This is a genomic window from Streptomyces durhamensis (assembly GCF_000725475.1).
Taxonomy (GTDB): Bacteria; Actinomycetota; Actinomycetes; order Streptomycetales; family Streptomycetaceae; genus Streptomyces; species Streptomyces filipinensis.
The window spans coordinates 148,837-172,746 of record NZ_JNXR01000004.1; the positions used below are offsets into that span (position 1 = coordinate 148,837).

Annotated in this window: 23 protein-coding genes and 1 pseudogene; 15 read left to right on the forward strand and 9 right to left on the reverse strand. The window is 73.0% G+C overall.

Annotation, left to right across the window (positions count from 1 at the left end):
- Window positions 1–4: 4 nt before the first annotated feature.
- Window positions 5–817 carry a serine hydrolase gene (locus IO33_RS0106700; RefSeq protein ID WP_031161303.1) on the reverse strand — a complete coding sequence of 271 codons (813 nt, stop codon included), beginning with the start codon at window positions 815–817 and terminating at the stop codon, window positions 5–7.
- Between the two features lie 202 nt (window positions 818–1,019).
- Between IO33_RS0106700 and IO33_RS0106705 the strand changes: the two genes are divergently transcribed.
- Both IO33_RS0106705 and IO33_RS0106710 read left to right on the forward strand, forming a co-directional pair.
- Complete coding sequence (locus IO33_RS0106705; RefSeq protein WP_245235718.1) at window positions 1,020–2,057, forward strand: permease; 1,038 nt, start codon at window positions 1,020–1,022, stop codon at window positions 2,055–2,057.
- Window positions 2,054–2,788, forward strand: a complete 735-nt coding sequence (locus IO33_RS0106710; RefSeq protein WP_031161307.1) for a TIGR03943 family putative permease subunit — start codon at window positions 2,054–2,056, stop codon at window positions 2,786–2,788. The genes IO33_RS0106705 and IO33_RS0106710 overlap by 4 nt, the downstream gene beginning before the upstream one ends.
- Before the next feature lie 66 nt (window positions 2,789–2,854).
- On the opposite strand, the gene IO33_RS0106715 is transcribed toward IO33_RS0106710, so the two are convergent.
- On the reverse strand, window positions 2,855–3,319 hold the full coding sequence (locus IO33_RS0106715; RefSeq protein WP_031161309.1) for a pyridoxamine 5'-phosphate oxidase family protein: 465 nt from the start codon (window positions 3,317–3,319) through the stop codon (window positions 2,855–2,857).
- 388 nt (window positions 3,320–3,707) lie between these two features.
- Here IO33_RS0106715 and IO33_RS0106720 point away from each other — a divergent pair, with 388 nt between their 5' ends.
- The gene (locus tag IO33_RS0106720; RefSeq protein ID WP_031161312.1) at window positions 3,708–4,310 is read left to right on the forward strand and encodes an Rv1733c family protein; all 603 of its coding nucleotides are present in this window, start codon (window positions 3,708–3,710) and stop codon (window positions 4,308–4,310) included.
- 482 nt (window positions 4,311–4,792) lie between these two features.
- Here the strand turns inward: IO33_RS0106720 and IO33_RS0106725 are convergent, their stop codons facing one another.
- Window positions 4,793–5,164: an STAS domain-containing protein gene (locus IO33_RS0106725; RefSeq protein WP_031161314.1), complete on the reverse strand. Its 372-nt coding sequence runs from the start codon at window positions 5,162–5,164 to the stop codon at window positions 4,793–4,795.
- A gap of 208 nt (window positions 5,165–5,372) precedes the next feature.
- Here IO33_RS0106725 and IO33_RS0106730 point away from each other — a divergent pair, with 208 nt between their 5' ends.
- Complete coding sequence (locus IO33_RS0106730) at window positions 5,373–6,686, forward strand: hypothetical protein (RefSeq protein WP_031161317.1); 1,314 nt, start codon at window positions 5,373–5,375, stop codon at window positions 6,684–6,686.
- A gap of 36 nt (window positions 6,687–6,722) precedes the next feature.
- Here IO33_RS0106730 and IO33_RS0106735 read toward each other — a convergent pair whose 3' ends face one another.
- The 4 genes from IO33_RS0106735 to IO33_RS0106750 all read right to left on the reverse strand — a co-directional run bounded on the left by IO33_RS0106735 (window position 6,723) and on the right by IO33_RS0106750 (window position 9,722).
- Window positions 6,723–7,133, reverse strand: a complete 411-nt coding sequence (locus IO33_RS0106735; protein WP_031161319.1) for a hypothetical protein — start codon at window positions 7,131–7,133, stop codon at window positions 6,723–6,725.
- 408 nt (window positions 7,134–7,541) lie between these two features.
- Window positions 7,542–8,027, reverse strand: a complete 486-nt coding sequence (locus IO33_RS52270) for a GyrI-like domain-containing protein (RefSeq protein ID WP_245235719.1) — start codon at window positions 8,025–8,027, stop codon at window positions 7,542–7,544.
- 452 nt (window positions 8,028–8,479) lie between these two features.
- Window positions 8,480–9,124 (reverse strand): LysE family translocator, encoded by a 645-nt coding sequence (locus IO33_RS0106745; protein WP_031161321.1) that lies wholly within the window; start codon window positions 9,122–9,124, stop codon window positions 8,480–8,482.
- 331 nt (window positions 9,125–9,455) lie between these two features.
- The gene (locus tag IO33_RS0106750; protein ID WP_031161323.1) at window positions 9,456–9,722 is read right to left on the reverse strand and encodes a GlsB/YeaQ/YmgE family stress response membrane protein; all 267 of its coding nucleotides are present in this window, start codon (window positions 9,720–9,722) and stop codon (window positions 9,456–9,458) included.
- Window positions 9,723–9,965: 243 nt separating this feature from the next.
- On the opposite strand from IO33_RS0106750, the gene IO33_RS53480 reads away from it, so the two are divergent.
- The 3 genes from IO33_RS53480 to IO33_RS0106765 all read left to right on the forward strand — a co-directional run bounded on the left by IO33_RS53480 (window position 9,966) and on the right by IO33_RS0106765 (window position 13,571).
- Window positions 9,966–11,126, forward strand: coding sequence for a TerD family protein (locus tag IO33_RS53480; RefSeq protein WP_031161324.1), 1,161 nt, complete (start codon window positions 9,966–9,968; stop codon window positions 11,124–11,126).
- Between the two features lie 92 nt (window positions 11,127–11,218).
- A complete protein-coding gene (locus IO33_RS0106760) occupies window positions 11,219–11,590 on the forward strand; it encodes an ArsR/SmtB family transcription factor (RefSeq protein WP_037685007.1) in 372 nt (123 codons plus the stop codon).
- Between the two features lie 277 nt (window positions 11,591–11,867).
- Window positions 11,868–13,571, forward strand: coding sequence for an LCP family protein (locus IO33_RS0106765; protein ID WP_031161326.1), 1,704 nt, complete (start codon window positions 11,868–11,870; stop codon window positions 13,569–13,571).
- A 30-nt stretch (window positions 13,572–13,601) separates the two neighbouring features.
- On the opposite strand, the gene IO33_RS0106770 is transcribed toward IO33_RS0106765, so the two are convergent.
- A complete protein-coding gene (locus IO33_RS0106770) occupies window positions 13,602–13,835 on the reverse strand; it encodes a hypothetical protein (RefSeq protein ID WP_031161327.1) in 234 nt (77 codons plus the stop codon).
- Between the two features lie 66 nt (window positions 13,836–13,901).
- Window positions 13,902–14,771, reverse strand: coding sequence for a class II glutamine amidotransferase (locus tag IO33_RS0106775; protein WP_031161329.1), 870 nt, complete (start codon window positions 14,769–14,771; stop codon window positions 13,902–13,904).
- A gap of 404 nt (window positions 14,772–15,175) precedes the next feature.
- On the opposite strand from IO33_RS0106775, the pseudogene IO33_RS0106780 reads away from it, so the two are divergent.
- The 8 genes and pseudogenes from IO33_RS0106780 to asnB all read left to right on the forward strand — a co-directional run.
- Window positions 15,176–15,442 (forward strand): annotated as a pseudogene (locus IO33_RS0106780) (heavy metal translocating P-type ATPase); the annotation flags it as partial.
- Window positions 15,443–15,615: 173 nt separating this feature from the next.
- Complete coding sequence (locus tag IO33_RS0106785; protein WP_031161333.1) at window positions 15,616–16,290, forward strand: hypothetical protein; 675 nt, start codon at window positions 15,616–15,618, stop codon at window positions 16,288–16,290.
- A 244-nt stretch (window positions 16,291–16,534) separates the two neighbouring features.
- On the forward strand, window positions 16,535–17,152 hold the full coding sequence (locus IO33_RS0106790; protein WP_031161334.1) for a sigma-70 family RNA polymerase sigma factor: 618 nt from the start codon (window positions 16,535–16,537) through the stop codon (window positions 17,150–17,152).
- Window positions 17,153–17,634: 482 nt separating this feature from the next.
- A complete protein-coding gene (locus IO33_RS0106795) occupies window positions 17,635–18,708 on the forward strand; it encodes an ABC transporter substrate-binding protein (RefSeq protein WP_209438818.1) in 1,074 nt (357 codons plus the stop codon).
- 2 nt (window positions 18,709–18,710) lie between these two features.
- Entirely contained in the window at window positions 18,711–19,787 is a 1,077-nt protein-coding gene (locus tag IO33_RS0106800; RefSeq protein ID WP_031161339.1) for a FecCD family ABC transporter permease, read from the forward strand.
- The gene (locus IO33_RS0106805; RefSeq protein WP_031161341.1) at window positions 19,784–20,587 is read left to right on the forward strand and encodes an ABC transporter ATP-binding protein; all 804 of its coding nucleotides are present in this window, start codon (window positions 19,784–19,786) and stop codon (window positions 20,585–20,587) included. The genes IO33_RS0106800 and IO33_RS0106805 overlap by 4 nt, the downstream gene beginning before the upstream one ends.
- A 14-nt stretch (window positions 20,588–20,601) precedes the next feature.
- Complete coding sequence (locus IO33_RS0106810) at window positions 20,602–22,047, forward strand: MFS transporter (protein ID WP_245235720.1); 1,446 nt, start codon at window positions 20,602–20,604, stop codon at window positions 22,045–22,047.
- A gap of 34 nt (window positions 22,048–22,081) precedes the next feature.
- A complete protein-coding gene (gene asnB / locus IO33_RS0106815; RefSeq protein ID WP_031161346.1) occupies window positions 22,082–23,908 on the forward strand; it encodes an asparagine synthase (glutamine-hydrolyzing) in 1,827 nt (608 codons plus the stop codon).
- Window positions 23,909–23,910 lie beyond the last annotated feature (2 nt).

Below are 23,910 nucleotides of genomic sequence, written 5' to 3' on the forward strand. Positions count from 1 at the left end.
GGCCTCACGCGACAGCCTGGCGGGCCGTCCTCTCCACCAGGGAGACGCCGTCGCTCATCGAGGCGCTGCCGTTCGACAGGACCGCGACCAGGTAGCGGTGCCCCTTCACGGTGACCTGGCCGACGCTGTTGACGTCCCACAGGCCGGAGGTGTTGCGTTGCAGCCAGCCGTTCTTCAGTACCCGGGGGGAGCCTGGGCCGCCGGCGGCGGAGACTCCCCAGGTCTGCTCCGGGATGACCTGGCCCATGAGGGTGCGGACGTAGGCCCGGGATGCCGCGTTCAGCGCGGGGGAGCCCGACTTCGCCGCCGTGCCGCCGTCGAACACGGCCCTGAGCAGCCGTATCTGGTCGCTCGCGGTCGTCCGCGTCAGCCCCCACTTGACGCCGGGGCCGCCCGTGGTCGAGGACAGCCCCAGCCGCTTGTTGGCCGCCGCCAGCCCGGAGGCCTGGCCGATCTGCCGCCAGAGCGCGTTGGCCGCCGTGTTGTCGCTGCGCTTGATCATCGGCTCGGCGTGACCGCGTTCCTCGGCGGTGAGCCCCCGTCCCGCGTCCTGGGCCTGGAGCAGCAGCGTCGCGAGGATGTCGACCTTCACGATGCTGGCGGTGTCGTACGCGCTGTCCGTCCCGTGCACCTCGGGGGTGCGGCCGGGCCCGTCCAGGTCGAGCACGGCGGCCGTGGCGTGCGGGGCCGCGACCGGCGGGGAGGCAGCCGCGGCCGGTGCCGGGTGCAGGGCGCCGGCGGAGAGGAGGGCCGCGACCGAGGCCACGAGGAGGCCGGTCCGGGTGCGTGCGGCAGTGCGGGAGGGGCGAGACGACATGGCCCCGAACGTAAACAAAACGTGCACCGTGCGACGTGGCAGCCGTCACCTTCCGGGCCGTTGAGGGCGAAGTGTGAGAAGAGCCACCGACACCACCAATGGGACGCATTGCGACGCGTGGCCGGCCATGCGGCGGCGTGTACACGCGGCCGGAGCGCATGTCTCGCCTATCGTCGGCCAGACACCGACATCCGGAGTGATAATGGAAAAATCGGATGAATTGGTTGGTGTGGTCGACGGCGTGGCCGCCGTCCCCGTCGGCTCGCCGCCCCTGCGCCGCATCCGGCCGTGGCCGCTCGGCGCCGCCCTCGCGATCGCGGCCGGCGCCGCCGTGCTCCTCCTCGCCGGCACCCAGTGGCTGAACCAGCCGGCCGTCCAGGCCTGGCGGACCGTCTGCCTGGCCATCACCGTCCAGGCGCTGCCCTTCCTCCTGCTCGGCACCGCCCTGTCCGGTGCCATCAACGCCTTCGTGCCGGCCGACCTCTTCACCAAGATCCTCCCGAAGCGCCCCGCCCTCGCCGTGCCGGTCGCCGGCGTCGCGGGCGCCGTGCTGCCGGGGTGCGAATGCGCCTCCGTCCCCGTCGCCAACAGCCTGATCCGGCGCGGTGTCACCCCGGCCGCCGCCTTCGCCTTCCTGCTCTCCGCGCCCGCCGTCAACCCCGTCGTGCTGACCGCCACCGCCGTCGCCTTCCCCGGCAACCCCGCGATGGTCGCCGCCCGGCTGCTCGCCTCCCTCGCCGCGGCGGCCGTGATGGGCTGGCTGTGGCTCTGGCTGGGCAAGGAGGAGTGGCTGCGGCCGGCCCTGCGGCACCGGCACACCGGTCACGAGCACGGCCACAGCCGCTGGAACGAGTTCCGGCTCGGATTCCAGCACGACTTCCTGCACGCCGGCGGCTTCCTCGTCCTCGGCGCCATGGCCGCCGCCACCTTCAACGTCGCCGTGCCGCGCTCCGTCCTCGACACCTTCTCCGGCTCACCCTGGATCTCGGTGCTCTTCCTGGCCGGCCTCGCCGTGCTGCTGGCCGTCTGCTCGGAGGCCGATGCTTTCGTCGCCGCCTCCCTCAGCGGGTTCTCCCCGACCGCGCGGCTCGCGTTCATGGTGGTCGGACCCATGGTCGACCTGAAGCTGATCGCCCTTCAGGCGGGCACCTTCGGGCGGGCCTTCGCCTGGCGGTTCTCCACCGCCACCACCGTCGTGGCGGTCACCGCGAGCGCCCTGATCGGAGGCGCCCTGCTGTGAAACGCCCAGTCCAGGCCCTGCTCCTGACCCTGACCGGCACCGGCCTGCTGCACACCGCCCTGTTCACCGACATCTACCTGCGCTACGTCAAGGCCGGTCTGCGCCCCGTGCTGATCGCCTCCGGTGTCGTCCTGCTGCTGCTCGGCCTGGCCGCGGCGGCCGTCGGGGACGGACAGCGCCCCACGGCACACGACGAACACGAGCACGGACACGACCACGCCGCCACCCCGCGCATCGCCTGGCTGCTGTTCCTCCCGGCGATCAGCCTGCTCTGCTACGCTCCGCCCGCCCTGGGCGCGTACACCGCGGCACGCTCGAACACCAAGCCCGTCGCGGTGCAGAAGGGATTCGCCGCGCTGCCCGCGACCTCACCGCTGCCCCTGACCCTCACCGACTTCACCAAACGCGTCCAGCAGGACCGCAGCCGGGCCATCAGGAACCGGATCGTCCAGCTCACGGGCTTCGTCACCCCGGCCGAGGACGACGACGGCTTCTACCTGACCCGCATCATCTTCACGTGCTGCGCGGCGGACTCACAGACCGTCAAGATCCGCGTCCACGGCACCGAGGCGCCGCCCGCGAACACCTGGCTCGCGGTGACCGGCACCTGGCACCCCCAGGGCACTCTCGGCACGAGGACCGCGCCGGCCGCACTCGACGTGAAGGACACCCGCCCCATCGCCCAGCCGGTGAACGCCTACACCGACGATCTGCCGCTCACCCCCTCCTAGCCGTCGTACGCACCTTCCCGGCCGTCGTACCGCGACGACCCCGGCGCCCCATGCGCCGGACGACACTCAGCCGGCAGCCTCCGCCGAGAGGGCCGTGGCCGCCGTGTCGGTGAGGAGCACGCCAGTGACCAGGCAGGGGCGGATGCGCACGGCGTGGTCCCTGTCCTCCTGCGCCGGCCAGGGGGCGAGCAGCGCCCGGATCCGGGCCAGATCCGCCGCCTCGGTGACGAGCCGGGCGTAGCCGGTGACCACCACGGTCCAGCCCAGGTGGGTGTCCGGGTCGAGCGCGTCGGCCTCATAGGCGACGACGACGCCCTGGCCGCCCTCCCGTGGATGCGCGGTCAGGGCGGCACCCTCGTGGGTGCGGATGACGATGTCACCGTCGTCCATGACGTGGCTGACCGGGCGGACGGTGGGCAGTGCCTGGCGGGTGAAAACGATCCTGCCCAGGGGCACGCTGCCCAGGAGCCGCAGCGCCTCGACCGGGTCGAGGTCGATGCGCCGGTGCGCCGGGCCGTCGTCATGGATCATGGCTGACTTCTCCGCAGGTGCGTGGGGGGCTTCTCGCCTGCTCCGGGCCCTCGCGCGCGGCGGGCGGGAGGGGGACGGAGCGACACCGCGGGGGTCGGTGCCGCTCCTGCATCAACCGTCCCCCGCCTTCCGCCGGCCGCACAGTGCCCTTCGGCCCTCGGCCGCAGGGCCGGTCGTCCCTGTTCGCGAGGGCCCGGGCCGAGGTCGGTCCGGCACTCGCACCGCCGGTATCCGGATTGAGGTGCAGGATGGTGTCGTGGCACTCCACGGACGGGTCCGGGAGACCTCCCCGGGCCCGCTCGCCACCCGCCCGGCGCGATCCCGCCCGGCGCGGTGGGCGGGGAGTGTGCGGCGAAGCCGCCGGTGCGCGCGAGAGGAGGCGGTGACGATGAACCGGACACCTCCCACGACGGTCGCCCGGGTGCGGCTGTGGCGCTGGCGACGCAATCCGCTCAGGCGCCACAGCGACGTCATCGAGGCCTGGATCGTCCTGGCGACCTGGGTGGTCGCCGTGCTCGGGGGAGTGGTCGCCGGGCTGGCGGCGGTACAGACCGCCGATTCGGCGTTCTCCGCCCGGCAGGCCCAGGTGCACGCCGTGCCCGCCGTGCTCGTGGACGGCGCCGCCAGGACCCCGACCTCCGGAAGCGGCTACGACGACGGGCGGGTGTGGGCCGCCGTGCGCTGGACGGACGAGCACGGCAGAGTGCACACCGACCAGGCCAAGGTCCGGCCCGGCGCCCCCGCCGGATCCCCGCTGACCGTGTGGACCAACCGCGCGGGCCATGTGGTCTCCCCGCCCGTCACCGGCGCCGCGGCGGACCTGCAGGCGGCCCTCACCGGCGCCCTTGTCGCCCCGTCGGCGGGCGCGGCGGTCTGGGCCGCGGGATGGCTGGTCCGCGGCCGGCTGATCCGGCGGCGCATGGCCGAGTGGGACGAGGAGTGGAAGCAGTTCGGGCCGCGGTGGGGGAACCTCAGCGGCGGACGAGGCTGAATCCGAGACCACACCCCGGTCTGCGGGAGGGCGGGTGGTCACAGAGACCACACGGACACGGTCTTGTCCGAGAACCGTCCGCGGCACAGGGCCCGTCGGCGTCCGGTGCCGCAGCGAAGGACGCCGGGGCCTGCGCGTATCTCGTACGCGTATCTCCTACGCACCGACCGAGTGCCGATCGCGCCCCGCGCCGCGGCGGGCGGCGCGGCGCGACGGCGGCCGTCGCCGGTGAGGCGTGCAGCCAGTGTCGGCGACGCTCGGCGACGCACGGAGACGCCACGACAGGGCGGGAAGGGCCACCCGCTTCTCGCGGATCCGGATTGCGCGGTGCGCGGTTCCCGACCGCTTCCCCGCGTCTGTTCTCGGTCCTTCCCGCCACTACCCAGCACACCACGGATTCCGCCGCCCCACCAGGCCCGGCGGCCACCGACCGGCGACGGGTGCCCGCAGGCCCGGGGCCGGCCCGCCCTGGGCCGGGCAGCTCAGCCGGCCACGGCCGCGTTCACCGTGGGATAGCAGGCGACGAGTTCGGTGAAGCCGACGATCTCCAGGGTGCGCAGGACGGCTGAGCGCACGCCGGCCAGGCGCAGCCAGCCGGCCGGGCCGTGGGCCTGGTGCGCGGTGATGAGGACGTTGATGCCGCTGGAGTCCATGAACGCCACGCCCGTGAAGTCCGCGACGGTGCGAGGCGGCGTCGCGGACTCTTCGGGCGTCAGTGCCTGGCGGAGCAGACCGGAGGTGTGGTAGTCGATCTCGCCGGACACCGTGACGACCGTGACGTCGTCCACGGTGGTACGGCTGATCACCAGCCGGTCCGGGGCGGTCGGCTCGTTGGTGCCTGCGGTGTCTGCCACGCGTCCCTCGTCCTCGTTCGGCGATCCCTGACCTGAGGTTGCCTCACCGTGGCGGCTGCCCAGGATCCCGCCGAGGATGCGTGTCCTGCCGACAACCTTCCGGGCCCTTCACGTGTCCGTACAACCTCTGGGCCCTTCCGGGTGTCCAGTACATGATCAACCGGCCCTGCGGGCCGGGTCATGTCCTGCGCCTTCGAGGAGATCCAACGTGCGCTCAGCCCTCCGCCCCGCGGCGACCTGCGTGGCCGCCGCCGCGATCGGCATCGGCCTGCCCGTGCTCGCCGCACCCCTGGCGCACGCCGAGGAGCCCGCTCCCGACCTGGTGGTCTCGACCCTGCCGACCGCCACCCCCAAGCCCGGCGAGGTGTACGACCAGCCGGTCACCATCACCAACAAGGGCACGGCGGCCGCGGACGGAGTGACCTTCCGGATCCGGCTGACCCGCGGCCTGGACTTTCCGGCGCACATGGACGGGTGCACCTACTCGACCGTCGCGGACCATGTCAGGCAGGCGCTGTGCGAGCTGGACAAGGCCGTCGAGCCGGGCGCCACCGTCACCACGCCCGTGCGGTTCAAGGCGCTGCCCAAGGCGCTGATGGAGGCCGTCGAGTACGGCACGAGCCCCACCGGCGAAACACCGAGGGAGGGCTTCGACGACAGCTACCGGCGGCTGGCCCTGACCGCGGACAGCACGGCCGACCTGGAGGCGCAGGGAGACCTCGCCGAAGGGACGCCCGGCAGCCGGGTGACCGTCACCGCGACGCTGCGCGACGTCGGGCCAGGCTGGGTCCGCGAGCAGGAGAGCGACGACCAGCCGGCCCTGATGGTGCGGATCCCGAAGGGCACCGTCGCCGTCGACGTGCCCGGGGACTGCGAGCCGTTCGGGATCGACGGCCCGACCGGCCCGTCGGAACCGGGCCACACCACGTACGTGTGCGCGCCCGGCGACCACACCCTTGAGGTCGACCAGTCCCTCGACTACACCTTCGTCCTCAAGATCGGCAAGACGGCCCAGGACACCAGGGGCGAGGTGTCGGTCAGCTCTGTGTACGGCATCCACCCGGCGTTCGACAGGAACACGTCGAACGACACGGCGTACCTGAACGTCGACGTGACCCGTGACGGCGACCCGGGCACGAGCACCTCCGGAGGCGCCGCGAACGGCGGGAACTCCGGCGACGGCGGCACGGGCACAGGTGGCGGCTCGGCTGGTACGGGCACGAGTGGTACGGGTACCGGAGGCCAGGAGAACGACCCGCACGGCCAGTCGACCGGAGGCTCCGGTACGACGGGTGCGACAGGCACCACCGGCACCACGGGTACGTCGGGCACCTCGGGGACGTCCGGCAGTTCCGGCTCCATGTCGACCGCGTCCGGGACGGGCGGTTCGGGCGGCACCGGTGGCAGCCTCGCCGCCACGGGAAGCGACGGCACGCCGATGCTGGCCGCGGGGGCGCTGGCCGTGACGGCGGTCGGCGGACTGGTGCTGGTGGCCGCGCGCCGCCGGACCTCAGGGAAGTGAACCACGCTCCCGCATGCGCCGACGCGGTACGGCCGCTCAGGCCTTGCCCAGGACGACGAGGAGCACCAGCAGCACGGTGGCACCGGCGGTCGTACCGTGGGCGACCACGGCCGTGAGCGGGAAGTGCCGCTCGGCCGTGGCGCCGCCGTGGGAGTGGCGCCCGGAGCTGGGCAGCCAGCGCAGCAGCATCATGAAGCCGAACGCGGCCACGATCAGCACGACCGCGCACGCCGCCCAGGCCGAACTCCGCACCCCTCCCACCACATAGGCGGTCCAGGCGGCGAGTCCGGCCACGGCGAGAGCAACATGGCCGAGCACGAGCCACAGCGGCAGCCGCGTCACGCCCGGCGTGCGCTGCCGCAGTCCACCGTGCCGGACCCACACCGTGGCGAGGTACCCGCCGAGACCGGCGGTCAGCAGCCACGCGCCCAGAACGAAGACACCCATACGTCCCGCCCCCCTGTCCTGATACGGCCGCCCTGTGACAGCGTCAGGGCTGCGTGGCCCAGCACACCGCACAGAGCGGGAGGAGTCCGGACATCCATCCGCTGATTCACCCGTAGGGATGAAAAGTGTCGCGGCTGCCCCACGGGTCGTCAGAGGCGTGCAAGTGAAGCCGCTCGTACGGAGCAGGTGTCTCCCGCCTGAGCACCTTCAGCGTTGCCGAGTCGTGCACGCCGGGTCGCTGTCGGACAGCGGCCGTTGGTCTGGCCCACCGGTGCGGAAGACCGGCCGGCAGACTTCGGTCCGCCACAGTGCGCGGTCCGCGGTCTGGCGCTGGCCGGCCAGGTGGTACTCGCGCGGTGGGCCGTCGACGACGAGTGCGTGACGCGCAACGTGGGCGGCCAACGTGCCCTAGGCTCGGTCGATTTCGGAGGGCGGGCCGCAGTGCTCGATCACGGCGAGTTCCGCCGGCGGCACGTGGAGCCGCTCGACCCGGCCGAGCGGCCGGAGGGGGCCGTCGCAGGACACGAAGACGGTGGCCTGCCCCCGGTGCACGGTGAAGAGCTCGTCCCCGTACACGCCTCCGGCGGGGCCGGTCTCCCGCAGCCCCTGGCCGGCCACGGTCGCGAACAGTTCGCCCAGGGCGCCCTGGAACCAGCTCGTGACGTCCTGGGCCTCGACCGTCGCGGTGACGGCCGCAGCCGGGGCCGTACCGACGCCGCGCAGCTCGATCGCGGGCGCGCTGCCGGACGGGGGCGGCGTCAGCAGGTCGCGGAGTGCCGCGACCGCGCGCGGGGTGCGGCCGAGCTCTTCCTCCAGTCGGCGCAGGTGCGCGCTGATGTGCCGCTTGCGGGTTGCCACGTCCGAGGCGGTCAGGATGGTCCTGGTCTCCTCCAAGGGCATACCGAGGCCCCGGAAGCCACGCACCACCTGAGCCGTGGGGATCTGCTCGCCGAGTAGCCCCGATACCCGGTCTGCGCATCCACGTCGGCCGGCTCCGGCAGACCGATCCCGTGGTAGTGGCGCCGAGCCTTGACGGTCATGTGGGTGGCGCGGGAGAAGTCGCCGATCGACAAGTAGCTCGTCACGATTCGAATGTGCAGCCTCCCCCAGGGGGAGGGTTCGGCGGAGCCGTCGCCCTTGTCCCTCCCCCCGCGGTCGCTCGCAGCGTGGTGCCCACGGCCGGAATCCCAGCCGTCCACGCACCGGGCAAGGGAGTTGACCGGCGCGGTACCGCGCCACTCGACAAGTCAACCGCTGACGGACGATCTACCCCGCGGACTCTGGCCCACGACCAGTATGAGCACCCCGGGCGCCATGCTGCCGGCCGTCACTGACCTCAGGGGGAGCTAGTCGGCGCGGCCCGTCGCTGCCACGGTGACACCCAGCCCGATCATCGCGAAGCCGCCCACCCCGCCGACCATCGACAGGCGGCGGTCCGAGCGGGCGAACCAGGAACGGGCCGCCGAGGCGCCCAGTCCCCAGAGCGTGTCCGTGATCATGCCGATGGAGATGGGGACCAGCCCCAGCAGCATCATCTGAAGGGGGACGCGGCCCGCCGAGTGGTTCACGAACTGCGGCAGCACCGCCGCGAAGAAGACGAGGCCCTTCGGGTTGGTGAAGCCCACGAAGATGCCGTCCAGGATCGTGCGCAGATCGCCGCGCCGCTCACCCGCCGGAGCCTCCATGTCCGCCGCGCGCATCTCCTTGCGGTGCCGAAACACCTGGACGCCGAGGTAGACGAGATACGCCGCACCAGCCAGCCGCACGCCCGTGAACACCGCCGCGGAAGTCTCCACCAGCGTGCCGAGGCCCCACGCCACAGCGGCCACCAGCAGGTACGAACCGATCAGGTTGCCCAGGACGGTCGCGAGGGCTGTGCGGCGGCCGTGCGCGAGGGCTCTGCCGATCACGAACAGCACGCTGGGCCCGGGTATCACGATCACGAGTAGGGACATCGCCGCGAACGCGAGAATGCTCTCCATGGACACCATATGTCTGCGACCTCCCTGAACTGCCTTCCAGAGGTCATACAAACAGACAGGGAACCGTCCGCTCTAGGCCTACCGGGTCACTGCCCCGGCCTGGGTCGCCACAACCCGGCCGTTGCCCTCGACACGAGGCACGCATACGGCCCGATGCGCTTCGAGCAGCGCGGCGACACGCAGGGGGGAGCGGCCCCGGCACGGTCGGCGCGGGGAGCGTCGGTGCGGCGTGGCGGGGGGAGACCAGCGCGGCGGCGCGGATCGCGCGGGCGACGGCCTGGGTGCTGCCGACGGCCCGGGCGGTCTCCCGGCTTGTTTCGTGGTGCGGACCGAGGCCGGATCAGTCGCGGGAGTTGCCGAACAGGATGCGGTAGCCGATGAGCAGGACCAGCGAGCCGCCGATCGCCGCACCCCAGGTGTAGAGGTCGAAGAAGTGCTTCTCCACCGGGCGGTCGAGGAACCGGGCGGAGAGCCAGCCGCCGACGAAGGCGCCGGCGACGCCGATGAGGGTGGTGCCGATCAGCCCGCCCGGGTCGCGGCCGGGCAGCAGCACCTTGGCGATGGCTCCGGCGAGCAGGCCGAGGATGATCCAGCCGATGATGCCCACGGTGTTGTCCTCCAGTCAGGTCGAGATCCGCGCCGAGTGCTCCGGACGCCGATGCTTGGTTTGCTTGCTTGCGCAAGCCTAGGGGGCCTTCGGGGCGGTGGGGCAAGCCGAGTTGGCCCCTGGCGACGACCCGTCGAAGTTCTGCTACATGATTAAGACATTGCGCAATCCGGGAACTGAGAGTGACTCAGGAGCGTTGGTCATGACGGATGCGGGACGTGTGAGCGGCTGTGGAGGACGTGGATGAGTGTGTCCCTGACCAAGGGCGGCAATGTGTCGCTCAGCAGGCAGGCCCCCGGACTGACCGCGGTGACGGTCGGGCTGGGCTGGCAGGCGGACACCGGTGGCGAACCGGACGCAGGCGCCCTGCTCTGCGAGGCCTCGGGCAGGGTGCTGTCCGACGAGCACGTCGTCTTCTCCGGCAACCCGAGCAGTCCCGACGGCTCGGTCCGGCACGGGGGCGGCGGCACTCCGGTCGACGGAGACGACCAGCGGATCCAGGTCGACCTGACCAGGATCCCGGACCGGGCCGAGAAGATCGTCTTCCTGGTGTCCCACCACGAGGGCGCCGGCCGCGGCCAGACCCTCCGGCAGGTGCGCCGGGCGTACATCCGCGTGCTCGACCAGGACAGCGGCACCGAACTGGCCCGTTACGACCTCGCGGCCGGCGGCCTGTCGGCCGAGACCGCACTGGTCTTCGGCGAGTTGTACCGCCACGGTGCGGAGTGGAAGTTCCGTGCGGTCGGCCAGGGTTACGCCTCGGGACTCGCCGGCATCGCCGCCGACTACGGCGTCACGGTGCTGCGGGACACGCCCGCGAAGCCGGCCCCGGCCGCAACGCCGGGCCCGGCCTCGCCTCCCGGGCAGAACCCGCCTCCTCCTTCCGCCCCGAGCCCGAGTCCGGCCCCGCTCACAGCACCGCGGACGAGCGCCGGGACGTATGTGCCGCCCGTCCCGCCGAACCCACCGGTCGCCGCCCCGTCGGCCCCGGCGTACCCCACATCCCCGCAACCCACCGGGAGTTCCACCGTGACCTGCTTCTTCGACCCCCAGCACGGCCCGGGCGTCGTGACCGTGACCTGGTCCCCGCAGTGGGGCGTACCCCGGCCCGTCCAGACCTGCGGCGCCTGCGCGCAGCGCGTCCAGACCACGCCGCCGCCCTTCTACACCCCGCCCCAGCAGGGCTATCCCCAGCAGGGTTATCCCCATCAGGGGTACCCCCATCAGGGATACGCGCAGCCGTACGAGGACCACGACCACCACCAGCAGAGCGGCGGCCGACGCTTCGGCGCGGGGGCGCTCATCGGGGCCGGCGCGGCGGGCCTCATCGGTGGCGCGCTGCTCAACGAGGCGTTCGACGACGACGAGCCGGACGTCGAGGTCAACAACTACTACGAGGAGTGACCGGGCCAGGGCGAGGGTCCCTGGAGCCGGGCGCCTACACTGGGTGGGCGCGTGTGCGTCGGCTGTGACGAGGGCGGGGACGGGAGGGGACCGTGACGGAGAACGCCGCTGGCTTCCAGGACCCGCCGGCCGAGGTGCTGGCGGAGGCCGCCGCGGCGTTCGGGCTGCTCGCCTCTCCCGCCCGGCTGCACCTGATGTGGGCCTTGTCGCAGCGGGAGAGCGATGTCACACATCTCGCGGACCGGGTGGGCGGCGCGCTGCCCGCGGTCAGCCAGCACCTGGCGAAGCTGAAGCTCGCCGGACTCGTCCGCTCCCGCCGCGAAGGCCGACGCCAGGTCTACTACATCGACGATCCCGACGTCGTGACCCTGGTCCGCGTGATGGTGGGACAGCTGACCGCACGCTTGCGGCGCAGCACCAACACCTCGCTCCCCGTCCAGGAGCTGCGCGGGCTCGGGGGCTGACGGCACCGGCCGTTCTCACCCACACCCGGTTCCTTTCTTATGCGGGACGCGTAGACTCCCGCTCCCGTACCGCCCCGGTCCGCCTGGCGATTCCATGAGATGCCTCACCTGTGAATCGTGTGTGGATCTGTGCTGTTCGGGCCCAGGTTTGTTAGATTGCGCAACTACGCAAGCAAGGTGGAGCGACGCGCTCCGCCCGCCCGTACACCGCCGCGCGGGCCTGGCCGTACACCCCACGGCCCGGCCTGAGGGGCCCGACCCTTCAGGGGAGTGGGAGATGAGCGACCCGTGGGACGGGCCCGCCGGCCAGGCCACCCGCAGCCGTGGTGCGCGGGTGCCCGGACAGCGAGCGGGCGAGCCCGACGGGCCGCGTCCTGCGGGCGGCCGGGCCGCGGCCCGGGCGGCTGCCCGCTCCGGCGGCAGGCGGGGGCACCGGGCCCGTCCGGCGGGCCGCGGCAGGCGGGTACTGAAGGTCCTCGGGATCAGCCTCTCGACCGCCATCGTGGTCACGGCGGGCGCGGGCTGGTGGTTCTACGAGCACCTGAACGGCAACATCCACAGCGTCTCGCTCGACGGCAAGGGCGGCAGCGAGAAGGCCGACGCGTTCGGCCGCACCCCGATCAACATCCTGGTCATGGGCTCGGACGGCCGCACCAGCGCGGCCGACTGCAAGCTCGGCGGCGGCTGCTCGAAGACCGGGGTGCAGACCGGCAGCAACGCGGACGTGCAGATGGTGGTGCACATATCCGCCGACCGCTCCAACGCGACGGTGATGAGCATTCCCCGCGACACCATGACCAAGGTCCCGGCCTGCAAGGACAGCGAGACGGGCCAGTCCACGTCCGGGTACTACGGCCAGATCAACAGCGCGCTGCAGTACGGCCCCGCCTGCCAGGTGGCCACCGTCCACCAGCTCACCGGGATCCCGATCGACCACTTCGTCAAGCTCGACTTCTCCGGCGTCGTGAAGATGTCCGACGCGGTCGGCGGTGTCTCCGTCTGCGTCACCGACGACGTCTACGACACCTACTCGCACCTGAAGCTGTCCAAGGGATCCCACACCCTCAAGGGCGTCGCGGCCCTGGAGTTCGTCCGCTCCCGGCACGGCTTCGGCGACGGCAGCGACCTGGGCCGTACGATCTCGCAGCACATCTTCCTCAGCGCGATGATCCGCAACTTCAAGAGCGCCGGGACGCTCACCGACCCCAGTGCCGTCTACGACCTGGCCGACGCCGCCACCAAGGCGCTGACCGTGGACGACGGACTGGGCAGCGTGAAGAAGCTGATCTCGCTCGCGTCGGACGTGAACAAGGTGCCGACGAAGCGGATGACGTTCACGACGATGCAGACGGCCGCCGACCCGAACAACAAGGACCGGGTCGTCGTGGGCTCGGGTGCCAGGACGCTGTTCTCCACCATCGCCAACGACCAGTCGCTGACCACCGGCTCCGGCAAGAAGTCCGCCGCGGCCTCGGCGACCGCGAAGGCCACCGCCCCGGCCGTACCGGCGTCGCGGATCGCCGTCACGGTCGAGAACGGCACATCGGTCACCGGCCGTGCCTCGGACATCGCGACCGCGCTGACCGACCAGGGCTTCAGCACCGCCACCACCACGGCCAACGCCCCGAGCCCCGCGGCGACCACCACCCTCACCTACGGCCCCGGTCAGAAGGACGAGGCCAAGACGGCCGCAAAGGCGCTCGGGCTGTCCTCCGCGCACCTGAAGCAGGGCACCGGCACCGGCCTGACCCTGGTCATCGGCAGCGACTGGCCGAGCGGTACCGGCTACCCGGGCGGCAACTCCTCGCCCGCGCCCGCCGACACCCAGGCCGCCGTCGGCGGCGCCCACGCCTCCACCGCCGACCAGGCCAAGACCTGTGCCAAGGTCAGCCCCTACAGGACGGTCACCTACAACGGTGTGTCGATGACCCCGGCCCAGGCCTACAAGGCGGCACGCGGCAAGCCCGACTCCGACGCCTGACCGCCGCGAAGAACCTCGCGTGGCGGCCGGTCAGGGGCTGGCGACGTCGAAGCCGTACCGCAGGGGCTCGGTGATGACGGTGTAGTCGCGGCGGTACAGGTACACCGCTTCCGCGCGTATGCCTCCGGGCGGTGCGGCCTCGACCGGGCAGGGGCACGTCACCTGGATCACGCGCGGCCGGTCGGAGACCTTCATGCGCAGCCCGTCCGCCGGCCCGCCGTCGAGCACGGCGGTCTCCCAACCCGTCACTTCGGTAGTCTCCACGATGGAAATTTTACGGGTTGCGCAAGTTTTGAGTCGGTGAGTCGGATCACTGGGACGCCCGCCGGGCTACGCGGGCCGTTGCGAGGCCGCCGCTTCGGGGCGCAGATCGGACAGGCCCAGCGGGTGGGCCGGGGGACCGGCCAGGGCGATGCGGGAGGTCGCCCGAAGGTCGGGACCGACGTGGAGCAGTTCGCCGGGTGCCATGAGCTGCCAGTGCGGGCTCTCGTCCAGGCGCTCGCTGGCCACGACGACGGACGGACGGTCACCGAGGTGCGCCGAGCGCACCCGCAGACGGCCGTCCCGTCCGGTGTGGTCCAGATGCCGCGATCCCTGGTGACCGCCCGCCGGGCGCCGTAGGACGTACAACTCGTGGGTGGCGGGATAGCGCAGGGCCCACAGTTCCCGGGCGGTGACGAGGACGACGTTGAGCGCGAACAGGGGCAGGTTCCCGGCGACCCAGCGTGCCGCCGACTCCAGGCCGGCGGACACGTCCCCGCCGTGTGCCGCGGTCTCCCGTGTGACCAGGGCGAAGAAGCGCTCGGAGTCGGTGTCGCCGTGCACCAGCGAACGGTCCTCGCCCAGGTGGCGGTCGAGTTCGTCCAGTCCCTCGATCACCCCGTTGTGGGCGAAGAGCCGCCCGTGCTGCTCGAAGGGATGCGTGTTGCGCACGTCCAGTCCGCCGGTCGAGGCGTAGCGGATGTGGGCGAGGAAGGTGGCCGACTCCACCTCTCGGGCCTCCCTGGCGAAGACCCGGTCCTCATAGGCCGCGATCGGCGCCTTGTGCACCTGTGGCGTGCCGTCCGCGTCGAAGTAGCCGAGTCCGGTTCCGTCGGGTTCGCGGTGACTCTGCGCGCTGAGACTGTCGGGGGCGTCCAGCAGCCAGAACGTGGCGTGGCTGCGGAGCGGGGAACTGATCAGCCCGAACAGTCGGCACACGGCGTCCTCCTTGTCGCCCGTCTTCCGCCGGGGCCCGCAGCGGGGGCGCCCGGACGCCCATGGTCCCGCGCGGTGGACGATTCCGCACGCGGCGCGCGCGGCCGGTGTCCCGGTCCCGCACCCGCCCGCCGGGAGCGTCGGCCGGTCCCGGCCGAGAGCCGGGAGGTCCTCAACCCGCCGGTCGTAGCGCCGAGTCGAGTGCCAAGCCGAGGGCGTCGAGCGCCGGGCGGTGCAGGGCGCGGCCCAGCGCCCGGGTCACCTCAAGGTGGGTGAGCGGCTCGGGGACCGTGACCCCGACGGGGCCCGGACAGTTCCCCGGTGCCGAGGGCCGCGCGGAGCGCCGCGATGTGGTCCGACAGGGAGATGAACGGCCGGTACGGGCCCCCGGAGCCGAGCCGTCCACCGCGCCCGTCGCCGTGTGGGGGGCCTGGCCGTTCCACACGCGGGCGGTGCGCGGGCTGCGGCACGCGGCGGCGACCATGGAAACCCTTGTGTCGGTCGGCGTGACGGCGTCCGTCACCTGGTCGGCCTACGCGCTGTTCCTCGGCGGTGCCGGTGCTCCCGGGATGCGTATGCCGTTCACCCTGGTGCCCTCCACGGCGGACGGGCCCGCGCACCTCTACCTGGAAGCCGCCGTCGGCGTCCCCCAGTTCGTACTGGCGGGCCGGTACCCCCTGTGACGATCCCGCTGAGATGCTCCCCGCCGTAGCAGTCGTAGGGAACGGCCCGCCGGTTCCGTGCCGCGCCGGTGACGTGGGTCACGTCCGGTGCGGTGAGTGCGTGGGCGGGGCAGTGTCCGTACCTCCGCATGACGACGCGAGCCGGGATGCGAGGATGGGGTGACATGACAGCAGGGTGGTGTTCGCGCACAGTACGGGCCGCGGTGTTCGCGGCCGTCTGTGTCGTGCTCGCCGCCCTCGGCCACGTCCTGATGTCCGGGCAGGATGTTCCCGCCTGGGCGCTGGTCGCGGGCCTGACCGCTACCGGCGGTGTGGGCTGGTGTCTGACGGGCCGTGAGCGCGGCCCGTGGCTCGTCGTCCCGCTCGTGGTCGCCGCCCAGGCGGCGCTGCACACGGCGTTCTCCCTCGCCCAGTCGGCGTCCGGGAGCGCGCTGTCCCCGGCGTCCGGACCCGCGGCCACGGACATGCGCATGGGGTCGATGCGGATGGACTCCATGGACATGGGACACATGGGGCACACGTCCATGAGTCACATGTCGCACATGGGGCACGCCATGGGCGGCGACACCTCGTCGTTCGGGATGCTGGCCGCCCACCTGCTGGCCGCGCTCCTCACCGGGCTGTGGCTGGCGTACGGCGAGAGGGCCGCGTTCCGTGTCCTGCGGGCCGTGGCCGGATGGCTGGCCGCGCCGCTGCGGCTGCTGCTGGCCCTGCCCGTCACCGGCGAGCGCCCGGACCGGCGTCTGCGCCGGCCCCGTTCCGACCGGCAGCCCAGCCTCGACCTCCTCATCCACGCGATCACCTCGCGCGGGCCTCCCGTGGGGACCGCTGTCGTCTGAAGACAGCCGGTATCCCGAGGCCGCCCCTGTGCGCCTCGGGCCACGGTCATACGTCCGCGCGCACGCCGTGGCACCCAGGTGCCACAACGCCCCCATGCCGTAGCACTGCCGTGCCCCGGCGATCCGGCCGCAGCCCTGCGCTGTAGGCGGCGTCGCGCGCCGTAGGACCGTCCCCTCACTCACCGGACCGTCCGCGCTCACCCGCGCCCCGGTCCGGTCACGGTTGACCCGAGAAGGACACCAGGTGATCACTCCTGTCCTGCCCGCACCGCGGACCGCGTACGACCCGGCGGTATCCGCCGACGAGTCGATAACCGCCTGGGCGCTGGCCGCCCGTGGCGGCGACCCGGAAGCGGTCGAGCACTTCGTCCGTGCCCTGCACCGCGACGTCCAGCGCTATGTCGCCCACCTCTGCGCCGACCCCCAGGCCGTCGACGACCTCGCGCAGGACACGTTCCTGCGCGCGATCAGCAGCCTGCACCGCTTCGAGGGCCGCTCCTCGGCCCGCGCCTGGCTGCTGTCCATCGCACGTCGCGCGGTGATCGACAGCTACCGGTACGCCGCCGCCCGGCCCAAGCTGTCCGACGTGGCGGACTGGCAACTGGCGGTCGAGTCGGCCCAGCCGCGGGACCTGCCCGGATTCGACGACGGCATCGCCCTGCTGGACCTGCTCGCCTGTCTGCCGGACGAGCGCCGGGAGGCGTTCGTCCTCACCCAGCTGCTCGGCCTGCCCTACGCGGAGGCCGCCGCGGTCAGCGACTGTCCCGTGGGCACGGTCCGCTCGCGAGTGGCCCGTGCCCGGGCGACGTTGACGGACCTGCTCGACGCCGCGGAGCGGCCCGCCGCCACGCTGGCGGCCTGAGCCGTCCGGAGGGTGGCGCCCGCCCCACGAGGCCGGCGCCACCCTCCGAGCCGGACCGTGGCGCCCCTCCTGTGCGACCGGCGTCCCTTCGAGCCGGATCGCGGCGTGCTTCGCGTGCGGCCGGCGCCCCCTCCGAGTCGGATCGCGGCGTGCTTCGCGTGCGACCAGGGCCACCTCCCCCGAGCCGGACCGTGCCGCCCTGCATGTGCGACTGGCGCCCCTTCGAGCCGGATCGCGGCGTTCTTCGCGTGCGACCGAGGCCATCCTTCGAGTCGGATCGCTGCGTTCTCCACGTGCGACCGAGGCCGCCCTCCGAGCCGGACCGTGGCGTCCTTCGCGTGCGGCCCGCGCCCCTCCGAACCCGTTCCGGACGCTTTCGAACCGGATCTCCGGCCTCCGGGAACTCCCGGCGCCCGCGCCCCGACTACTGGACCGGGTGACGGAGGTTCACCCGCGTACCGAGTGGAACTTGGAGTTGTTCGATGCGTTCTCGCATGTGGGGCGGTACGGCGGCCGTCGTACTGGGCGGCCTGCTGGTGGCGGGTTGCGGCGGCGGTGGGAGGCAGGACGCCGCGGACGGCGGTGCGGGGGCGGCCGTGTCCGGCGGGTACCCGGTGACCGTGACCGACTGCGCGGGCGCCGCGACGACCTTCGCCAAGGCCCCCCGGAGGATCGTCACCAGCAACGCCTCCGGCCTGGAGCTGCTGTTGCGGCTCGGCGTGGGGGACCGGGTGATCGGCACCGGGTTCCCGCCCGGCAAGGGCACACTGCCCGGTCCGCTCGACGCGCGGGCGCAGAAGGTCAAGGTGCTCAGCCGGAGCGTCATCCCGAAGGAGAAGCTGCTCGGCTCCGGCGCCGACCTCTACCTCGACACCTTCGCCGCGATGGGCGGCATGGGCGGCGGCGGGATGGGTGACGCGCCGACCGAGGACGAGTTCAAGGCGGCCGGCATCAAGCACCTCTACCTGAAGTCCACCGCCTGCGCCGCGCGCAGCACCAAACCGGTCACCGACCTGTCGGCCGTCGAGTCGGACATCACCTCCCTCGGCGCGGTCACCGGCACGAGCGCGCGGGCGCGGGAACTCGTCGCCGGCATGCGCGCGAAGGTCGACGCGGTCCGGAAGGCGATCGGCGGCACCGCACCGAGCGAACGCCCGACGTACTTCTTCTTCGACTACGACGCCGGGACCAAGCAGCCCACCGTGGTCTGCGACCGCCAGGTCGCCAACGCCGTGATCACCCTCGCCGGCGCCCGCAACGTCTTCGCCGACTGCCACGGCGACTACCGGCAGACCGACTGGGAGGACGTCATCGCCAAGAACCCCGACTGGATCCAGCTCGGCGTACGCGACCGGGGCAGCGCCGCGGCGAACGACAGGGCCTTCGACGAGGCAGAACAGTGGCTCAGGAGCAACCCGGCCACGAAGGGGCTCAAGGCCGTCAAGGCGGGCCACTTCCTGCGGATCGGCTCCGAGCGGACCACCATCGCCGGCGTGCAGAACGCCGACACCGTACGGGAGATCGCCCGCACCCTCTACCCGCGAAAGGTCCGCTAGCCGTGCGGTCCGCTCTCTCGCGGCGCGCGGACACCGGCACGGCCGGGGACGCGCGCATCCTGCCCGCCGGGCCGCTGCTGCTCGTCCTCGGCATCGTCCTGCTGCTGGCCCTGACGGCGGCGGTGGCCTGGGGGTCGACCTCCGTCCCACCCGCCGAGGTGTGGAACGTGGTCGGGCGCAGACTGACCGGGGCCGCACCGAGGCCCGGCACCGACGACCTCATCGTCTGGCAGCTCCGGGTGCCCCGCGCCCTGCTCGCCGCGCTCGTCGGAGCCGGGCTCGGTCTGGTGGGTACGGCCGTGCAGGCGTTGGTGCGCAACCCGCTCGCGGATCCCTACCTGCTGGGCATCTCCAACGGTGCCTCGCTCGGCGCCGTCGCCGCCCTCGTGCTCGGCCTCGGCACCGGCGGGACACTCGGCGTCGGCCTGTCCGGAGCGGCCTTCGCCGGGGCGCTCGCCACCTTCGCGCTCGTCTGGGCGGTGGCCGCCCGGCGCGGCGGGTTCGCGCCGCTGCGCCTGGTGCTGGCCGGGGTCGCCATCGGCCAGTTCCTGTCCGGCTTCACCAGCTATCTGGTGCTGCGGGCCGGGGACGAGCAGCAGACCCACAGCGTGCTCTTCTGGCTCATGGGCAGCCTCGGCGGGGCGACCTGGGACCTCCTCGCCCTCCCGGCCCTCGCCGTACCCGGCGCCTGGCTGTGCCTGCAGGCCCGCGCCCGCGGCCTGAACGCCCTGCTGATGGGCGACGAGACGGCGGCCGGGCTCGGCGTCGACGTCACCCGGCTGCGCCGCGAACTGTTCACGGTGACCAGCGTGCTCACCGGCGTCCTCGTCGCCGCCTCCGGGGCGATCGCCTTCGTCGCGCTGATGGTGCCGCACGTCTGCAGGCTGCTCGTCGGCGGCGACCACCGGCGGCTGCTGCCCGTCTCCGCGCTCGGCGGCGCCGTGCTGCTCGTGGTGGTCGACATCGTCTGCCGTACGGCCATGGACGCCCAGGAGCTCCCGGTCGGGGTGGTCACCTCCCTGCTGGGCGCTCCGGCCCTGCTGTACCTGCTGGACCGGCGGCTGGGGAGCGACAGTTGAGGATCGACATCGAGGACCTGCGGGTGGCCTACGCGGGCCGCACGGTCGTGGCGGGCGCACATCTGGTAGCGGCCGAGGGCGAGATCACGGGTCTCGTCGGCCCGAACGGCAGCGGCAAGTCCACGCTGCTGCGCACGGTGTACCGCCACCTGAGACCGACCGCCGGACGGGTTCTGCTGGCCGGCACCGACATCCGCGAGCTGACTCCGGCCCTGGCGGCCCGGCATGTCGCGGCCTTGCCACAGGAGCGCGGCAGCGACTTCGAACTGACGGTGCGTGAGGTCGTCGCCATGGGGCGTACGCCGTACAAGCGGGCGTTCGCGGGCGAGGACGCCACCGACCGGGACGTCGTCGCCCGCGCTCTCGCCGACGTCGGCATGGACGGTCAGGCCGGACGCCGGTTCGCCGCCCTGTCCGGTGGCGAACGGCAACGGGTGCTTCTGGCACGGGCGTTCGCGCAGGGCCCGGACGTCCTGGTCCTGGACGAGCCGACCAACCACCTCGACGTCCGGCACCAGGTCGAACTCCTCGCCCTGCTGCGTGGCCGGCGCCGTACGACCCTGGTGTCGCTGCACGACCTCAACGCCGCCGCGTCCGTCTGCGACCGGCTGCACGTCCTGCACGCCGGGACCGTGATCGCCTCCGGACCGCCCCGCGAGGTGCTCACCCCGCCGCTGCTGGCCGAGGTGTTCGGCGTGCGCGCGGCCGTGGTCGACCACCCGCTCACCGGTGACCCGCTGATCGCCTTCGACCACCGGACCCCGGCCCAGCCGAAGCAGGAAGCCCCCTCATGGCGTTGAGGAGCAGACGTGCCGTGTCCGGAAGCGTGAAACCGCACCGTCCCGAGCCGGGGCGGGCCGGCCCCGCACCCGTGGGCGAGGATCGCTGGCTGCACGTCGCGGTGGCGGGTGTGCTGTCGTTCGTGGCGATGCTCGACATGAGCATCGTGAACGTGGCACTCGCGGACATCGCCGACGGTCTGCGGGTGTCCGCCGCGACCGCGCAGTGGGCCGCACTGGGCTGTCAACTGCCCGTGGTCGCCCTGTTGTTGCCCGCCGGTCGGCTGCTGGACCGGTACGGGACGCGCGGCGCCGTGCTGGTCGCGACCGCAGGCTTCGGGCTGTGCGGCGCCCTGACCGCCGCCGCTCCCTGGGCCGCCTGGCTGATCGCCGCCCGGATCGCCCAGGGCGCTTTCGGCGCGGTGCTCTTCGTGTCGATGCCGGTGCTCGCGATGCGCTCGGTACGGCCGGAGCTGCGCGGACGGGCGATGAGCGTGCCCGCCACCCTGGGACCGCTGGGCGCGATGCTCGGACCGGCCGTGGGCGGGCTGCTGCTCGACCACCTGGGCTGGCGCTCCGTCTTCCTGGTCAAACTGCCCTTCTGCGCACTGGCCTTCGCCGTGCTGGCGATGCCCGTGGCGCGGCCGGTGCGGGAGGTTCGCGCGCGTGCGGCGAGGCCGCGCGTCTCCCGGCGGTCCCTGGGGGACACCGCGCTGCTGGCCGTCGGTGTGGCGACCCTGTTGCTGGCGCTGACGCTGGCCGCGGACGGCCCGCGGTGGCTGCTGCTCGCCGTGGCCGCCCTGCCGCCGCTGGGGTGGTGGCTGCGGGGCGCGGGCGGCCGGCCCCTCGTCGGTGTGCTGCGCGTCCCCGGACTGCTGCGGGCACACGGCGCGGTCCTGGCGCTGGCGGCCGGATTCGCCGCCATGCACTACGTCGTCGCCCTGCACCTGCAGCGCGACGACGGGCTCAGCGCGACCACCACAGGGCTCACGGTGCTCGCCTTCCCGCTCGGCATGGCCCTGGCCGGCCCCCTCGGCGGGCGCCTGGCCGACGCCTCCTGGTACCGGTCCCGCGCGAGCGGGCCGGCCCGCTGCGGACCCCGGGCGGTCGCCGTCACCGGCGCCGCGCTCACCGCGACAGGGCTGCTCCTGCTGCTGTCGCTGGGGGAGGACTGGTCGCCCACAGCGGTGGCCTGGCGCCTCGCCCTGGCCGGCATCGGCATGGGCCTGAACGGCGGCCCCACCCAGGCCCTCGTGATGGGCGCGGCCCCACCGGACCGGATCGCCGCCGTCGGCTCCACGGTGCAACTCGCCCGCAGCCTCGGCTTCGCCCTCGGCCCGGCCCTCGCGACCGCCGCCTGGGGCATCACCGGCCCGGCAGCCGGCGCCCGGGCCGCACTGGCCCTGGCCGCCGCGGCCGCCTGCCTCGCCGTACCCCTGCTCGCGCTGCCCGGCCGGCGCCCCGACACCGATCCCCGCTGATCGCTGAACCGTTCCCCCTGATCCAGGAGTACTCATGTGCGGAATCACCGGCTGGGCGTCCTTCCACGGCGACGCCCGCGCCCGTACCCCGGTCATCGAGGCCATGACCGCCACGCTCGCCCCCCGCGGCCCCGACGCCGGCGGCATCTGGCTCGGCGAGCGGGCCGCCCTCGGCCACCGCCGGCTGGCCGTCATCGATCTCGCGGGCGGCACACAGCCCATGCCGGACCGACCCGAGGCACCCGCCCTCGTGCTCAGCCACAGCGGCGAGATCTACAACCACCACGCGCTGCGAACCGAACTGCGCGCCCGCGGACACCACTTCCGCACCCGCAGCGACACCGAGGTGGTGCTGCGCGCCTACGCCGAGTGGGGCGAGGCCGTCGCCGAGCACCTGGACGGCATGTTCGCCTTCGCCGTCTGGGACGAGCGGGCCCAGAAGCTGGTGCTGGTGCGGGACCGGCTCGGTGTCAAACCCCTCTTCTGGGCACGGGTCGACGGCGGCCTCGCCTTCGCCTCGGAGCCCAAGGCCCTCTTCGCCCACCCCGAGATACGGCCGCGGGTGGACGCCGACGGACTGAGGGAGGCCTACAGCCTGCTGTTCAACACCGGGCCGACGCTGTGGTCCGGGGTCCGGGAGGTGCAGCCCGGCGCATGCCTGGTCCTGGACCGCGACGGCGTGCGGGAACGGGTGTACTGGCAGCTGGCGGCCGCACCCCACACCGACGACCTCGACACCACCGTCGAGCGCGTCGGCGACCTGGTCGGCACCGCGGCCCGTGGCCAGCTGGAGGCCGACGTCCCGGTGTGCAGCCTGCTGTCCGGCGGCCTGGACTCCACCGTCCTGACCGCGCTGCTCGCCGACGAACTCCGTCTGCGCGAGGGCCCGGACGCCCGCATCCGTTCCCACGCCGTCGACTACAGCGACCAGGCCGAGCGGTTCACCGGCGACGTCCTGCGCACCGGGCACGACACCCCGTACGCCATCGAGGCCGGCGCCTTCATCGGCACCGACCACAGCACGGTCGTCCTCGACCCGCACGCCCTGCTCGACCCCGAGCACCGCAGGGCCGTCGTCGTGGCGCGGGACTCGCCCATCGGCGTGGGCGACATGGACACCTCGCTGTATCTGCTGTGCGGCGAGATCCGCCGGCACTCCACGGTCGCCCTGTCCGGGGAGGCGGCGGACGAGGTGTTCGGCGGCTACCCCTGGTTCCACAGCCCCGAGGCCCTCGCCGCCGACACCTTCCCCTGGCTGCTGGTGACCGGCGACGAGGCCGCCATGCCCCTCAACCCCGAACTCGACCTGCGCATGGCCGAGTTCCGCGACGGCACCTACCGCGGCGCGCTGGCCGACGTGCCGCACCTGGACGACGAGACACCGGCCGAACACCGGCAGCGCGAGATGCAGCACCTGTCCCTGACCCGCTGGCTGCGCCAACTCTTGCACCGTAAGGACCGGTTGAGCATGGCGCGGGGCCTGGAGGTGCGGGTCCCGTACTGCGATCACCGACTGGTCGAGTACGCCTTCAACGTGCCCTGGTCGCTGAAGAGCCACGACGGCCGGGAGAAGAGCCTCCTGCGCGCCGCGGGCACCGGCCTCGCCCCCGACTCGGTCCTGCACCGGCCCAAGAACCACTACCCGGCCACCCACCACCCCGACTACAACCGCGGCCTGCAGAACCTGGCCCGGGACGCCCTGGCCGGCGCGCAGGTCCGGGACCTCGTCGACGAAACCCGCATCAAACCCTGCCTCGACACCCCGCCCGACCGGCTGCGGTGGGGTCACCGGCTGCGTCTGGAACGCGTCGTCGACCTCGCCCTGTGGCTGGACCACCACCGACCCGAACTCGCCCTGTGAGG